Origin of the sequence: Phytoactinopolyspora mesophila (assembly GCF_010122465.1) — a bacterium.
Classification (GTDB): Bacteria; Actinomycetota; Actinomycetes; order Jiangellales; family Jiangellaceae; genus Phytoactinopolyspora; species Phytoactinopolyspora mesophila.
On the sequence record NZ_WLZY01000015.1, the window covers coordinates 1 to 15,397 of the forward strand.

Annotated in this window: 13 protein-coding genes; 8 read left to right on the forward strand and 5 right to left on the reverse strand. The window is 63.0% G+C overall.

Going from position 1 to position 15,397, the window contains the following annotated elements; all coding sequences use genetic code 11:
• The first annotated feature begins 794 nt into the window (after window positions 1-794).
• Genes F7O44_RS27510 through F7O44_RS27530 form a run of 5 tightly spaced genes read left to right on the forward strand, consistent with a single transcriptional unit; the run spans window position 795 to window position 6,602 of the window.
• On the forward strand, window positions 795-2,600 hold the full coding sequence (locus tag F7O44_RS27510) for an ABC transporter substrate-binding protein (RefSeq protein ID WP_162453543.1): 1,806 nt from the start codon (window positions 795-797) through the stop codon (window positions 2,598-2,600).
• A gap of 6 nt (window positions 2,601-2,606) precedes the next feature.
• Window positions 2,607-3,668: an ABC transporter permease gene (locus F7O44_RS27515; RefSeq protein WP_162453544.1), complete on the forward strand. Its 1,062-nt coding sequence runs from the start codon at window positions 2,607-2,609 to the stop codon at window positions 3,666-3,668.
• Window positions 3,665-4,570 carry an ABC transporter permease gene (locus tag F7O44_RS27520; RefSeq protein WP_162453545.1) on the forward strand — a complete coding sequence of 302 codons (906 nt, stop codon included), beginning with the start codon at window positions 3,665-3,667 and terminating at the stop codon, window positions 4,568-4,570. The genes F7O44_RS27515 and F7O44_RS27520 overlap by 4 nt, the downstream gene beginning before the upstream one ends.
• A gap of 5 nt (window positions 4,571-4,575) precedes the next feature.
• Window positions 4,576-5,616: an oligopeptide/dipeptide ABC transporter ATP-binding protein gene (locus F7O44_RS27525; RefSeq protein ID WP_174256002.1), complete on the forward strand. Its 1,041-nt coding sequence runs from the start codon at window positions 4,576-4,578 to the stop codon at window positions 5,614-5,616.
• Window positions 5,613-6,602 carry an ABC transporter ATP-binding protein gene (locus F7O44_RS27530; RefSeq protein WP_162453547.1) on the forward strand — a complete coding sequence of 330 codons (990 nt, stop codon included), beginning with the start codon at window positions 5,613-5,615 and terminating at the stop codon, window positions 6,600-6,602. The genes F7O44_RS27525 and F7O44_RS27530 overlap by 4 nt, the downstream gene beginning before the upstream one ends.
• 67 nt (window positions 6,603-6,669) lie before the next feature.
• On the opposite strand, the gene F7O44_RS27535 is transcribed toward F7O44_RS27530, so the two are convergent.
• Complete coding sequence (locus F7O44_RS27535) at window positions 6,670-7,782, reverse strand: serine hydrolase domain-containing protein (RefSeq protein ID WP_162453548.1); 1,113 nt, start codon at window positions 7,780-7,782, stop codon at window positions 6,670-6,672.
• Between the two features lie 196 nt (window positions 7,783-7,978).
• Here F7O44_RS27535 and F7O44_RS27540 point away from each other — a divergent pair, with 196 nt between their 5' ends.
• On the forward strand, window positions 7,979-8,827 hold the full coding sequence (locus F7O44_RS27540) for a MurR/RpiR family transcriptional regulator (protein WP_343073934.1): 849 nt from the start codon (window positions 7,979-7,981) through the stop codon (window positions 8,825-8,827).
• A gap of 464 nt (window positions 8,828-9,291) precedes the next feature.
• Window positions 9,292-10,440 carry an endonuclease/exonuclease/phosphatase family protein gene (locus F7O44_RS27545; RefSeq protein WP_162453550.1) on the forward strand — a complete coding sequence of 383 codons (1,149 nt, stop codon included), beginning with the start codon at window positions 9,292-9,294 and terminating at the stop codon, window positions 10,438-10,440.
• Window positions 10,441-10,517: 77 nt separating this feature from the next.
• Here F7O44_RS27545 and F7O44_RS27550 read toward each other — a convergent pair whose 3' ends face one another.
• The 3 genes from F7O44_RS27550 to F7O44_RS27560 form a co-directional block, all read right to left on the reverse strand.
• Window positions 10,518-10,964, reverse strand: coding sequence for a hypothetical protein (locus F7O44_RS27550; protein WP_162453551.1), 447 nt, complete (start codon window positions 10,962-10,964; stop codon window positions 10,518-10,520).
• Between the two features lie 108 nt (window positions 10,965-11,072).
• Entirely contained in the window at window positions 11,073-11,345 is a 273-nt protein-coding gene (locus F7O44_RS27555; protein WP_162453552.1) for a hypothetical protein, read from the reverse strand.
• Complete coding sequence (locus F7O44_RS27560; protein WP_222851765.1) at window positions 11,338-11,529, reverse strand: GntR family transcriptional regulator; 192 nt, start codon at window positions 11,527-11,529, stop codon at window positions 11,338-11,340. Before F7O44_RS27560 ends, F7O44_RS27555 begins: the two co-directional genes overlap by 8 nt.
• A 223-nt stretch (window positions 11,530-11,752) precedes the next feature.
• Between F7O44_RS27560 and F7O44_RS27565 the strand changes: the two genes are divergently transcribed.
• On the forward strand, window positions 11,753-13,021 hold the full coding sequence (locus tag F7O44_RS27565) for an ATP-binding protein (RefSeq protein ID WP_162453553.1): 1,269 nt from the start codon (window positions 11,753-11,755) through the stop codon (window positions 13,019-13,021).
• Between the two features lie 639 nt (window positions 13,022-13,660).
• Here F7O44_RS27565 and F7O44_RS32150 read toward each other — a convergent pair.
• On the reverse strand, window positions 13,661-14,842 hold the full coding sequence (locus F7O44_RS32150; RefSeq protein WP_162453554.1) for a protein kinase domain-containing protein: 1,182 nt from the start codon (window positions 14,840-14,842) through the stop codon (window positions 13,661-13,663).
• Window positions 14,843-15,397: the final 555 nt, after the last annotated feature.

Sequence of the window (15,397 nt, forward strand, 5' to 3'; positions counted from 1 at the left end):
CAACGGACGCCTCGAACACCTCCGCGGCTCCGCCCTCGGATTCCGCAACCTCACCAACTACATCGCCCGATCCCTACTCGAGACCGGCGGCTTCAGACGCCAACTACACCCTCGATTGTGAAGAGCCACATTCACGTTCGAACTTCCGGCGACTGGCGCTGACGCGCACTTGCGGTGCGATCGTTAGATGGATCACGTTGTTATCTTGCGCCCGCCAGCAATGAGATGTAGCTTACTTTCGAAGATGTGGCGTCGGTTGCACTCACACGTCTTCGAGCGTGGGGGATGCCGTCGTTGGCACGGCTTTCGGGACTCGCGAAGACGATCATCGCGGGCCCTCCTCGATCGACGAGAGGGGTGATGATGACTGGTGCAAGAACTTTAGCCAGCCAGGTTTCCGGCATCGTAGCCGGGGAAGCTGACGGAACGGCAGCACTGCAGTTATGGCGGGGAATCCAACGGCAACTTCTGAGCGACTTCAGCCAGCGCCGCGTTGATGTCACTGTCTATTCCGCACGAACGAGTCGACTCCGCCCGGCCGTGCTCCGTAAATGACATTGCGCGGGTGGCGAATAGTTGCCCTGAAACATGTAACAACGCTTGCTCAATCTGGTGTCGCGCACCGAACCAGTCCGAAGCGACTCACATCGAGACGGCGACCTCGGTTTACCGACCTAAATGCTAGGTCCCCGTTGGGCCCCATTCAGCTAATTGGTCGATTCGTGACCGGACTCGTGCAGCACCCCCCAACCGTCCTCGACAGACTTCACTCAATTGCGAGGTACCTGACAATCATGATCACCAGACACCGTATCCGCAGGCTCAGCCGATGGGGCGTGGCAGGTCTAGCCCTCACCGTCCCGGCCGCCCTTTTCGTGCTGCCGGCCCAGGCGAGTGAGGATGGGGACGCGGCCGAGAACCGGTTGTTCGTTGCTACCGACCAGTCCGTTGAGAATTGGAACCCGTTCCTGCAGATCTATTTCATCGAGCATCAGTTCCGTCAGGTGCAATATGAGCCCTTGATTCGCCACAGCGCCGAAGACTACACAGCGACCGAAGGCCTTGCCGAGGAATGGGAGGTTTCCGATGATGGACTGACCTGGACGTTCACCCTCCGCGAAACGGTATGGCACGACGAGCAGCCGGTAACCGCTGACGACGTGGAGTACACCTATCACATCATCTTGAACGACGAGGTCATCAGCGCACGCAGCGCCGACACCGTGGAGCTCATTGAATCGGTCGAGGCGGTCGATGACCGCACTGTTGAAATCCGAATCACTGAGCCGAGTGTCACGCTTGAGCTGTCCGATCAGGTGATCGTCCCGAAGCACATCTGGGAAGAGCATGAGGGCAACTGGAGCGACTGGGGCAACGACGACTTCCCGATCATTGGATCCGGACCCTGGCAAGCCGTCGCCTACGAAACCGACCAGTTCATCCGCTACGAGGCGAACGAGAACTACTGGCGGGGTGCTCCAGGCTTCGACGAACTGATCTTTCAGTATTACACCGAACCCGACACCGCGGTGGCTGGGTTGGAGGCGGGTGAAGTCGATATCGTCGGGAACCTCAACGAGGCGCAAGTGCGTCGCTTGGACGGCATGGAAGGCATTACCACCGTAGTCGCTCCCAACAGAGCCTGGCTTGCGTTGCGTTTCAACACCGGTGCGCGCACGATCGACGGGCAGGAGTTCGGGCAAGGGCACCCCGCGCTGAGTGACGTCGCTGTCAGGCAGGCATTGCACCACGCCATCGACAAGCAAGAACTCATCGATCGAGTCCGCGGCGGGTTCGGCGAGGTCGCTTCCAGCATCGTGCCGAGTGTGTTCGGTGCGATCTATTGGGAGCCGGATGACGACGTCCGCGTCGATTTCGATCTTGAAGAGGCCAGCCGGATTCTTGACGAGGCCGGCTACGCGATGGGCGACGACGGCATTCGGGTCTCGCCGGACGGCGACCCCCTGGTCTTCTCATTTGGTATTGACGCCGGCGACGCCGATCGGGAGAGTACTGCGCTGTTCATCGAGGAGTGGTTCAGCGAGATCGGAGTCGGTGTCGAGCAGGTTATTTCTGAGGATGTGCACGATCAGTTCTATGCAGGCGACATCGACTTCACGTTCACCGGCTGGGGGATCAACCCGGACCCAACGTATAACCTCATTCGACAAACCTGTGGCCAGCTCCCAGAAGAGCCGCCAGGCGGCAACAGCGACGCGTTCTACTGCAATGAGCATTACGACAACCTGGTCGCCCAACAGGCCGCCGAGACCGACCCCGAAGCACGTGCTGAGATTCTGGCTGAGGTGCAGGAAATCCTCTATACGGACGCACCGTTGATCTTTCTGTGGTACCCGACGGTGATGGAGGCGTACAACAGCGACAAGATCGCCGACGTCACATTCCAGCCGACCGATGGCGGCATGATCATGGGTCAGATAGGCCCGTGGGCCTACCATTCGGCCGCACCGACTGGCGAAGGCGGTGGTGGCCTGAGCACCAGCGTCCTCGTGGGGGCAGGGGCCGCGGTGGTGTTGGGCGCTGCGGTGGCCGGCGTCGGGCTGGCTCGACGGCGCCAGACGGCCGACGATCGCGAGTAGTGACGAATGGCCAACGAGGCAGCGACCTACCTTCCGGCCGGGTCCCCTGAGGACTCGACCGGCGACGCCGGCCCAGAACGCCGGCGCTCCACCGCCGGATTCGGCCGGTATGTACTGAACCGTGCCAGCGGGGCCGTTGTGTCGCTCGTGGCTGTACTGTTCACCGGGTTCTTCATCTTCCGGATACTCCCTCGCGATCCGGTCGAGCAGATCATGTTGAACACGCCGAACGCGACCCCGGAGTTGGAAGCGGCACTTCGCTCCGAATTCGGTCTAGATCGCCCACTGCTCGTCCAGTTCTGGGAGTACCTGACCAACACGCTCTCCGGTGACCTAGGCGTGTCGATCCAATACCAGGTTCCGGTGACACAGATCATCGCCGACCGGCTCTGGCCGACGGTGCTGCTGAGCGGGACGGCCCTCGTGCTCTGTGTCACCGTGGGGTTCTCTCAGGGCGCCATCGCCGCTTGGCGCAACGGCAGCAAGTTCGACAAGCGCACCGTGAATATCGCGTTGTTGCTCTATGCCGCGCCAGCGTTCTGGGTAGGCATGATCGCCATAATCGTTTTCGCCCGGGAGCTGCGGCTGTTCCCGACGGGACGGATGGTTTCGGCGACGACGCCTAATGAATTCTGGCCCCGGCTCCTTGACACCGCCCATCACATGGTCTTGCCGACCTTGACGATGTCGGCCATGCTCTATGCCGGTTACCTGCTCATCATGCGGGCTTCGATGCTCGACGAAATGGGCAACGACTACATCACCACCGCACGGGCGAAAGGGCTTCGAGACGCCGTTGTTCGCCGCAAGCACGCGATGCGCAACGCCCTGTTGCCGACCACGACGCTGGTGTTCATGGCGATCGGCAACGTCATCAACGGTGCCGTGTTCACCGAGACGGTATTTACTTGGCCCGGCTTGGGCTACACATTCTTCCAGGCCATCAGTGTGCCGGACCTCCCCGTGCTTCAGGGCCTGTTCATCGTGTTCTCGGCATCCACGATCCTCGCCAACCTGACAGCGGACATCCTGTACTGGTTCATCGACCCAAGGTCGCGGAAAGCATGAGTAGCGCTATGCGAAACGCCTCGTCCAGATCCATCCGGCTAGCCAGATGGCGCAATACGGCTAGGACCGTCTGGCGCGATTACCGCAGGCAACGCTCAGGCGTTGTCGGTCTTGTCGGTTTGGCCGTCATCGCGCTGGTCGCCATCGGATACCCACTGCTGGCGGAACCATCGGCGCTGAGTGTTACCAACGCCACCGGGGGACGCCTCGCGCCTCCTGGTGACGGTTACCCGCTAGGCACCGACGAGTTCGGTCGGTCGGTGCTCCTTCTCGTCGCACAGGGAACACGGGTGAGCTTGATCATCGGAGTCGCGTCAGCGTCGATCGCGATGGTCATCGGCACTTTGATCGGCATTCTCGCTGGCCACTTTGAGGGCAAAGCGAGCTGGGTGCTCATGCGCATCACGGAGTGGTTCCTTGTTCTACCAGGATTGGTCGTCGCCATCATCTTGGTCGTTGTACTCGGCCGGAGCATGACGGTACTGATCATCGCGATTGGCGTCACGTCGTGGGCGGGAACGGCACGTGTCATCCGTGCGCAGACACGAACCGTGGAAGGCCGACCCTACCTCGAACGGGCAAAGGCGCTGGGTGCTGGCCACTGGCATCAGATGGTCCGGCACGTACTCCCAAACGTGATGCCACTTGTCCTGGCTAGCACCGTCATCACCGTTGCTGCAGCCATCCTCACCGAGTCCGGCCTCGCGTTTCTCGGTCTGTACGATCCACAGAACCTGTCCTGGGGCATGCTTCTCAACCGTGCATGGAGCACGGGGGCAATGTCGGCTGGCGCTTGGTGGTACATCTTGCCGCCCGGATTCATGATCATGATCGTCGTACTGTGTTTCAATCTCTGCGGCCGTGCGCTCGAGGTTGCCATCAACCCGCGGCTACGAAGGTGAGACCGGTGAGCCTGCTCGAAATCCGTGACCTCCACGTCACCTACCACAGCTCGCGCGGCACCGTCCCTGCCGTACGCGGGGTGACCCTCTCCCTTGAACCGGGTCAGACCATCGGCGTAGCTGGAGAATCCGGGTGCGGAAAGTCGACCCTCGCTCAGGCGATCCTGCGACTGCTGCACCCCAGTACCGAGCTGACTGGCGAGATTGTGCTGCGCGGTGAAGACGTGTTGTCGATGCGGTGGGGCCGGCTGCGGGCAGTACGCTGGACCGGAGCGTCGATCGTCTTTCAGGGGGCGATGCACGTACTCAATCCGGCCCACCGGATCGGACAGCAGATCGCCGAGCCGATCCTGCTGCACGAAAAGGTGTCCGGTGGGGAAGCCGACCGGCGCGTGCTGGAGCTGCTGGATCAGGTCGGGCTGCCGTCCTGGCGGGCCGAGAACCATCCGCACGAGCTCTCCGGAGGCCAGCTCCAGCGAGTCATGATCGCTATGGCACTGGCCTGCAATCCAGAGCTGATCATCGCGGACGAGGCGACCACCGCTCTCGACGTCATGGTCCAGGCCCAGGTGCTTCGGCTGCTGGCGAGGCTGGTGCGCGACCGCAACGTCGGGATGATCATGATCAGCCACGATCTGTCTGTGCTGTCGGACAACTGCGACCGTGTAGCAGTCATGTATGCCGGCAAGGTGGTCGAGATGGGAGCAGCCCACGACGTGTTCGCTGACCCCAGGCACCCCTACACCGAAGCGTTGGCATCGGCGTTCCCGGTTGTCGGTGATCGTCAGGCACGGGGCCGCCCGCGAGGACTGGCTGGCGATCCACCAGATCCGAGCGATCTGCCGACAGGTTGCACATTTCATCCGCGCTGTCCGATCGCTGTGGAACCATGTAGGACGACAGAGCCGCCGCTACTCACGCTCAATCATGCCCAAGGCGACCAGCGCGACAGTAGCTGCCTGGTAGCGCAGGCCGGAGACCCCATTCGTCCGGCTCCCGCCACCGAGCCAACCCGCGTGACCGAGTTAGAGGAGTGTGCGCCATGAACGAGCAATTGTTGGCCGCGCGCGGTTTGCACGTGGAATATGGACTCCCTGGCGGTCGAACGGCGCAGGCCGTCTGCGGAGTGGACATCGATGTTGCACCTGGCGAGATTGTGGCGCTTGCGGGCGAGTCGGGCTGTGGCAAGACAACGCTGGCACGTACTCTTCTCGGTCTCGAGCGGCCAACGAAAGGCACTGTCACCATGGCCGGCCGACCGCTGGGAGCCACGAATCGTGAACTCCGGGAGTTTCGTCGCCGGGCCCAGCTCGTTCTGCAGGATCCAACCGGCGCGCTCAACCCGCGCCACACCGTGTACGAGGCAATCGCCGAAGGGCTCCGGATCCACGGTCTTCACGACAACGAGCACGAGAGGGTCGCGCAGGCACTTGCGCATGTGGGATTGCGCCCTCCCGAGCGTTACCTCCTTTCCTACCCGCATGAATTGTCCGGCGGCCAGAGACAGCGCGTCGTGATCGCCGGCTGCCTGGTACTTGATCCGGAGATCATCATCGCCGACGAGCCAGTCGCATCACTTGATGCATCGGTGCGCGGTGAGGTCCTCGCGCTTCTGATGCGGCTGCGAGATGACTTCGGGCTAGGTGCCCTCGTTGTCACACACGACCTCGGCCTGGCTTGGAGTATCGCCGACCGGATCGCGGTGATGTACCTCGGGCGAATCGTCGAGCAAGGGCCAGTTGAGCAGATCCTGACCGCACCACAACACCCCTACACATCTGCCCTGGTCTCGGTGCTGCCAAACTCGCCCGTCGGCGAGCCCCAGGTGCTCGTCGGCGAAGCTCCCGACGCCACCCGAATCCCAGGCGGATGCCGATTCAGCCCCCGCTGTCCTGTGCTCGCGTCAGGGGCTGCTGACACCGCCGGGATCGGTGCGGCCTGCCGTACGATCGACTTGCCCATCTTGACGAGGACCGACGACGACGTCGCTAAGGTGGCGTGTCACTACGCGCACGCCACAGTGCATTCCTAAGCGGCCGCGCGTCGAATGTCACGTCGCACGGCCTCGCGAGCGTACAGGCCGCACGGTCAAGTTCGGGTCAGCCAGGATGAGCGCTGTCCGCTACGTCGGACGTCAACCGCATCTGAGGCCCAACAAGAGCGTTTTCCCATTCCAGCAACTCGAGATGATCTCCACTCCAGTCCACGCCGATGAGCGTTCGGCCGTGGGCATGGCCCGCGAATACTGGGAACGGCCACGTCGTCTCCATGACAACGAGTTCAACTGCGTCGCCCTGGCGCAGCTCGATCACCTCTTGGCCATCCCACCACCAGGTCCGTACTCGTACATCGAGGTGGCGCCACCGTTGTGCCGCGGTTTGCCACAGCGATGCGTGGCTGTAACCACGCTCGGCGACGAGGACAGAGAAACCCCGGCGCGGCCACACCACGACGCACGTAGTCCGGTCGCTGATCGTGCCCGTGCTCACGAGCACTCGGTGATGACCGACGCGTTCTGTGCGGATACCGGACCCAAGGCCGGCGCCTTCTGTGCCTGGGGTCGCTGGTGTCAGCAACAACGACAACATACGCCAGTTCACGACGTCAGGACGATGACCGCCGATGGCTTGAGCCAAGACCATCAAGTCGTGGAGTGTGGACCATAGGTCGCCAGAAGGAGCAGCTGCACCGAGGATGCACGGACCTTCGGTCTGCTGGTCGGGGAACGATGTCTTGCCCATGTCGAGCGGCTCCAGCAAGTGGTCGGACAAGAGTGCGATGTAGTCCTGCCCAGTAATCTGCTCCAGCCTGCGCGCCATCAGCGCGTAGCCCAGGTTCGAGTAGTGCCACGTGCCAGGCGGCAGCCTTAGACCCGGTGGGTCGAGCAATGCAGCCTCGACGTCGGACCGGTTTAGCGACTTCGGTCCCCAATGGTCGGGGTGTAGCTCGAAAGGAAGCTGCGCGGTGTGGCTCAGTAATCCCCGGAGAGTGGTGCGATGGCCGTCGTTATCGGCGGCGAACGGTTCGTCGCAGTCGACTACGTCGTCGACATGAAGGCGGGCGGCAAGCAGCGCCGCGAGCGTCTTGGCAACCGAGCCGATTGGGAAACGCGTATCCGGTGCCAGTTGACCAGTTAACTCACCCGCGGTCTTGTCCTCACTGAGATGATGCGTGGCAATGATTGACGGCTGGATCCCGCGTTCGACGAACATGGTCAGCCGCACCTCAGCTTCCGCAAGTTGTTTTGATCCGTGTCAATGTCCAGCCATGTAATATAGTTGCATGGCGAGCGGGCGTAACGCGAGGGACGCAGGTTTCCCTGGTGTCGACGTCGACAGGGCGGGCACAACATGAGAGGACCAGAAGTTGCCCAAGTCGTCTAACAAGCACGACCCAACCGACCGTACCGTGCTCGCAACTTTACGCGGCATGCTCCCGAGCCTTTCGCCGTCCGAGGCCCGCGTAGCAAAGACAGCCATTGACGACCCTGCTGGCGCCGCAGCGTCCACGATCGCCGAGCTGGCTCGACGCAGCGACACCTCCGAGACCTCGGTTATCCGGCTATGCCGCACGATCGGTTTCGGTGGCTACCCCGAGTTCCGACTGGCCCTGGCCGCTGCTGCTGCCACGAGTTCGGAAGAGGAGTACATCTCCGGCGAGATCCTGCCGACTGACACCACCGAACAGGTCGTCCGCAAAGTCACCGGGGCAGATGCTCAGGCCATTTCTGAGACGGCCAACCAAGTTTCGATCCGGTCACTCGAGCACGTAGCCAAAGCCATCGGTAAGGCTGGCCGCGTTGACCTCTTTGGAGCAGGCGCCAGCTCGTTCGTGGCGCAGGACATGCAGTTCAAGCTGCACCGCATCGGGCTGACGAGCTACTGCTTCGCAGACCCGGGCTTGGCGATCAGTTCGGCGTCCCTGCTTGCCCGTGGCGATGTTGCAATCGGCCTCTCGCACACGGGATCAACACGTGACACGATCCGTTACCTCGAGGTCGCGGCCGAAGCCGGTGCAACGACCGTCGCCATCACGAACCACCCGCGAGCTCCCATTGCGACCAAGGCAGACATTGTTGTGACGACGGCAGCCCGTGAGACCACATTCCGGTCAGGGGCCATGGCCAGCCGGATCGCGCAACTAACCCTCGTCGATGCACTTTTCGTGCTCGTAGCACAAGGGCGCGTAGATCTGGCCATGGATGCCCTGCAGCGCACTCACGACGCGCTAAGGCCGCCTACGAAGGGAAACAAATAACTACTCCCTGTTGCGTGGGGACGCCTTCGAGCGTCTGCATCGGCCTGAATCCTCTGTTTGCGACCGCAAGGGTTGACATCGAGCAGCCGATGTCCGCAATGCCGAGGATATTTGACCGTTCGCTAATCACATGCGCGCAGATCCCACGTCGATGATGCCCAATGCGTCGAGCATGTCGGACCGGTGGGCTCGATATCTGCTGCCGAGTTTGATCAATGGCACGGGGAATTCTCCACCCAGACGCATCCGCAAGCGGTCCGCCGCCGCGATCTAACGCGCGTGAGCATCGTCCGTCGCTGGACCTGTAACAACCGGCGCGTGACCACGGCAATGCCCCGTGACGCCTAGCACGACCTGCGAACCTGACCGTCCCCGATGATCCATGTTTTCGAGGGTTACCGACCATCCAGCGGGCGCGCCTATTCTGGACATAACGGGCGAACGCGCGGGTGGGGTGGGCGGCAATGGTCACGGTGGCGGCGTACAACCTGGAGAACCTGTTCGCGCGGCCGAAAGCGTTTGATCCGCTTGACTGGTCCGCCGGCGAACCCATCTTGCAGGCCTATGGCGAGTTCAACGCGCTGATCACCAACGACACCTATTCGGATGCCGACCGGGACCGGATGCGCGAACTCCTGCTCGAGGTCGGCGTGTACTACCGCAACACCCACGGCGCGATCCGCCGCCGCCCCAGCCCCACACCCGCCTGGGCATGGCTGCGCAAGAACCGCGGCGACTTCGACCGCCAACCCCGCGACACCACCGACGACGTCGAGATCACCGCCACCGGACGCGGTGATTGGATCGGCTGGCTGGAGCTGGCCACCGAACCCACCGACGAGATCGGCACCCGCATGACCGCCCGCGTCATCAATGATGTCGACGCCGACATCATCGCCGTAGTCGAAGCCGAAGACCGCCCGTCGCTGGTGCGGTTCAACCACGACATGCTCAACCGGCAATACCGGCACGTGATGCTCGTCGACGGCAACGACGAACGCGGCATCGACGTCGGCATCATGACCAAACCCGGCTTCGCCATCGGGACCATCCGCTCCCACGTCGACACCGAAGACCACATCGGCACCATCTTCAGCCGCGACTGCCCCCAATACCAGGTCACCACCCCCGGTGGCACCGTTCTGCATGTGTTGGTCAACCACTTCAAGTCCCAGTTCGGTGGCGGCGACGACAAACGCCGACGCCAGGCCGACGCCGTCCGCGACATCGTCGACGACCTTGTCGCTGACGGCCAGCATGTGATTGTGCTGGGCGACCTCAACGAGGGCCAACCCTCTATCGATAAACCACCAGAAAGCCTCAAGGCCCTGTTCGACGACGATGGGCCGTTGGTGTCCTGCTACGACCTCGACGGTTTCACCACCGGGGAGCGGCCTGGAACGTTCGACACCTGCAGTATCCGCAACCGGCTCGACTACATCCTCATCTCCCACAGCCTCACACCGGCGTTCACCGGCGGGACCGTGTTCCGCAAGGGCCTATGGGGAACCCGCAAGACCCGCCCCACCGCCTGGGACACCTACCCCGACATGACCGCCAACATCCACCAAGCCTCCGACCACGCCGCCATCACCATCGACCTCGACCTGTAACGAACCGCCTCCCCTCACCGGAGGCGCCAGGGGCGCCGGCCAGACGACGGCGCAGCGCGTTCGGAACCGGCAGTGGGCTAGCGGTCGAGTAACTTCAACCGGTTCCGGCACCGACGACAAGCCGGAGACCGGACACCGCCCCGCCCGTCCCACCGCGCTACCGCCCGCACCGGCTCCCCCGTTGCCGTCTTCTCAACGCGCACAGTAGCCAGTGATACGCACAACGCTGGCGCCCACCCATCCAGCGTCATCGGCCCGGGCGCGGCGGCATGATCACGCTCGCCGATTCCTCGGTCGACCGCCCCGACACCGGGATGCGGCAGCGTACCCAGTAACTCAACCGCGACTGGGTCGAACTGGACCCGTGCCAGTGCGCTGATCAACTCGCGTCCGTAAGCCTTGTCGTTCTCGGTCAGGTGACGACGCAGGTGGATGAGTCCGGGCATCGGGTCGTCAAGGTCGATCGCGACGACGTAGCGGCACATCGCGAACGGGCACCGTGCGACGGTCTGAGGCGTGTCCACATATTCATAGTCGAACTTTTGTTCGCCTTTGTCACGTTGATCTCTGCCATCCACCCCAGGGAACCACACGTCCACAGCCTGAGTCAGCCGACCGTCCGCCCGGCCGGGCTAGGCGTAGCGACGCTTCGCGTCGATCAGCAGACCCCCGAGCCGTTCTGCCATCTCCCAGGACAGCACGGCGCGGCTGTACGGAGAGAACTGGCGAGCAGCCAGCGTCAACACGCAGTACGGCCGCTTGGCTTCGGCTTCGGCGGTCACCGCCACTGCGAACACCGCGGCATTGCGGGCGAGCATGATCTCTCCCACGTGAGCGATGTGCAGGCCGCTGTGGCTGGGCTGCTCGGAGAAGTCGCACCAGCGTGGGCAACTGAGTTCATGCATCCTGATCACCACCCGGACGACGAGTCACGAACGTCCCACTGGCCGGCAACGTGACCACGACGCCGCGTTGCCGCAGCTCCTCCGTGGCCCGGCGCACCGTACCGATCGACACCCCCAACATCGCCGCCAGGCTCTGCTCCCCCGGCGACATCGCTCGAGGCTCAAGGTCCCTGGCTTCGACCACAGCCGCGAGGCTGTAGAGCCAGGCCCGCTCGGCTTCACAATTGATCGCGGCGCTAGGAGCTGGACGAGCCTGACCGCCTATGACACGTCACCCTGAATGCCTGACCGAATGGTTGCGCCAGGCAGTTGGCCGTCTGATGAAGCAAGAACGTCAGCCTGCAGAAAGAACAGTACGAATGCTGCTAACGGTAGCGTTAGGTCTGTGCTAACGGTAGTGTCGGCCCATGGCTGGGTATCAGCGGCGGCTCCTGGACACCGAACTCGACGAACTTCTGCCGGCACTGGCGGCGGTGGCGATCGAAGGCCCGAAAGGTGTCGGCAAGACCGCTACTGCACAACGCCGCGCAGACACCTCGTTCGAACTCGACGACGCCGAACAGCAACGCCTACTCGCCGCCGACCCCGCCCGCATCAACCGCGCCACCGGCACCGTCCTTATCGACGAATGGCAACGCTACCCTGCCATCTGGGACGACATACGCCGAAGCGTCGATCAGAACCCACAACCCGGCAGATTCATCCTCACCGGCAGCGCAGCACCCGTCGTCACCCCCGTGCACTCCGGCGCAGGACGCATCGTCCAACTGCGGATGCGACCAATGAGCCTGACCGAACGCGGCCTCGACACCCCAACCGTCAGCCTCACCGCCCTGCTCGCCGGTACACGGCCCCAGATCGAGGGTGAGGCGTCGATGGACCTGCCCGCCTACGTCGAAGAAATCCTGCGCTCCGGATTCCCCGGCATCCGCCACCTGCCGCCACGCGCCAGACGTGCACAACTCGACGGCTACCTCGCCCGCATCGTCGAACGCGACTTCCACGACCAGGGATACCAAGTCCGCAAACCCGCCACACTTCGAGCGTGGCTGCAGGCCTATGCTGCGGCAACCGCCACGACCACGGCGTACAACGCCATCCTGGACGCCGCCGCCCCCGGCGAATCGGACAAGCCGGCGAAGACCACCACCATCGCCTACCGCGACGTGCTCACCCAGCTATGGCTGCTCGACCCGATCCCCGGATGGCTGCCCGTCGATAACCCGTTCGCGCGACTCGCCCAAGCACCCAAACACCACCTCGCCGACCCCGCACTCGCCGCGCGCCTGCTCAACCTCGACGCCGCCACCCTGCTCGAAACCACACCACAACGACGCCCCCACGGGCGAGCCATGATCGGTCAGCTTTTCGAATCACTCGTCGCGCTGAGTCTGCGCACCTACGCCCAAACCGTCGAAGCCGACATCGCCCACCTACGCACCCGCAACGCCGACCACGAAATCGACTTCATCATCACCGGCCCCGGCGGACGCATCGTCGCCCTCGAAGTCAAACTCGCCCGCACCGTCGACGACAACGACGTCACCCACCTGCACTGGCTCCACACCAAGGTCGGTGACCTCCTCGCCGACACCGCCATCATCACCACCGGACCCTACGCCTACCGCAGACCCGACGGCATCGCCGTCATACCCGCCTCACTCCTGGGACCCTGACCCCACAAATCAGGTGTCACCCACTCGTGCAGCACACCCCACCGGTGACACCCGGTCCTCGCCGACGGCCCCCGCTTACCGATGCCTAGGTATATCTCATGGCTTCTGGAACCTCGGGGCGGAGAACAACGAGGCGGCGACCGAGTGGACGAATCAGGCTTCGCGGGCCCTCCAGAGCAGGGTCGAGATGCGCGCTCTCCAGGAGTGGCCCAACGCCTGACGGGCGCACCGACGGCCGACAAGACGTGTCTGCCCAGATCTACCGCCGAGCGAGCGCTGGTCAAGTACAGCCAACTGACCACGGCGGGAACTACTCGTGACGGGGTGTAGTTACGAACCCTGGCGCCTCAGCGAGGAATGGAACGTATTCCTCAGTGTCTGGCACACATTCTAGGTGCGCTGCAGTGATGCCCAGCGGCCTGAGTCACTGGCCGCGTCGGTCTGATCAGGCAGCGCGACTGGCTACTCGAAGCTCGCATCGACCTGGGTCTGTCCACATTCGGAGCGCCTCGGGGTGCAGGTGTCCGGCTTGAAGGTTCGCCGATCCGATCGGTAGTCAGGGGGGCCGGTTGACCGAAAAGGAGTGAGGCTTCGCACACCCGTGGCTGGGACCCTCGGCCAGTCCGCACCGAGCATGACCTACCCGTGCGACCTCCTAGACCGTCGCTTTTGCGGCGCCTCCAGCCGCTCAACCTCTGCGATCAACTCGGCGACATCCTGGTAGCGCTGGGCGAGGTCGTTGACGGCGCACCTGTGGATGATCTGCCCCACCGTATCGTCAGCTGCGGGGAGTGACTCTCTGCCCGTGAAGACGTAGGCGAGGACATGCGCGATCGAGTACATCTCGTTCACGACTCCGTAGTCCTTGAAGCTCCCGAGCATCGGGTCCCGGATCGTTCCCTTCATCTCGGTCTGGGTCCGGGTGAACTCGTTCGCCTGATCCTTCACTAGCCCAAAGTCTGAGAGCTTCACCAGAACGGCGCCGGAGTCGAAGACTTTCAGCAGTATGTTCTGGAGGCTGATGTCACGGTGCAACAACCCCTGGCGGTGGAGATAGTTGATCCCGTATAGGAACTGCAAGGCAATGCGCTTGCGAGCCGCGAAGGACATCGTGGCGTTCTTCTTGCTGATGTGCTCCCGGAGCGTTATGTCGCAGTACTCCATCCGGTACTCGTTTCGGGTCTCGTCATAGCGGTAGACCTCCACCACGTAGGGAAAGCTCAGCTTCTTCAGGACTTCAAACTCCTGCTTGAAGCGGTGCAGATCGCGCTCGTCCAGGCCCCTTTTCGCCCGCTTGACCGCAAACTTGATGCCGTAGTCGGGGTCGACGTAGGAGTAGACGTGGGCGTACGACCCGCTCCCCACCATCTTCAGCTCTACGGCAGCCTCCTGCTTCTTGAGCCTCACGCTCTTAGCCGTGTGGACGAAGACTTGCTCGTAGCCGATGACGTCGATGAGATCAAAGTCCTCCGGCACCGCGCTGCCCCCGCTTGGCGAGAGCCACGGCCGACATCGATCCAGCGCATCCTGGTAGGAGTCGGCCAGTTCGACCTCAACTCCTGCCCTCTTCAGGGTATGCAGGTCGATCTCGATCTCGTCGATGAGCGCGAGCAAGTCCCTGCTGTTGTCAGCCCAGTAATGGTGAGTGGTCTTGGCACGTCCGTTGATATCGGTGAAGTGCTTGTTCAACCGCTTATGGAGGACTGCGAACATGTGACCCCACTCGGGGTCGTCGTAGAGGCGAGCGAAGGCCTGCGCGGCGGGCATCGCCTCGTACTTCTCGCGTAGGTCGGCCAGCAGGAACTCCACCGGATCGGCCACCGTGTCCTCCTCTCGCTGCACCGCTATGATCCCATGGCTCCGAAGTGAGTCACCCCTCCTGCTAGCCGTGTCTGCGTCCTGCCAGGGGCGCTGCCTTCGCAGACCATCGACGCAGCCCCGACTGCGCGATCGTCGGCTCATCCGAGCACCACTGCGGTCAGCGAGCGACCTACTCCGAAGCCAGGACCATCTAACGTGCGTGTCCACACCCGTCCAACACCTCAGAGCCGAGCAGATCCGGGTGCAAACGCTGGTGCGCGTCAATCTGGTCCGGTCTGACGATGTCCATGCGAGTAGCCCGCTCCCCTGGCCTCACTATGCAGGGTGACAGCTACCGAGCCCAGCCCGGAACTCGCAGGTGCGATTGTCATCGCGCGTGCCTCATCGAGGAATGGAAAGTACACTCCGACTGGTGATGACCATGCTAGCCGCTCACCTCGCCATGCGCGTTGATGGTCCTTCCGCTTGACGACGAAGATCCGGCCTTCCGTGGGCATGCCAGACACGAACTAGAGCGCTCGCGGCGGAATGACCAACACGCTCATGTAGTTACTA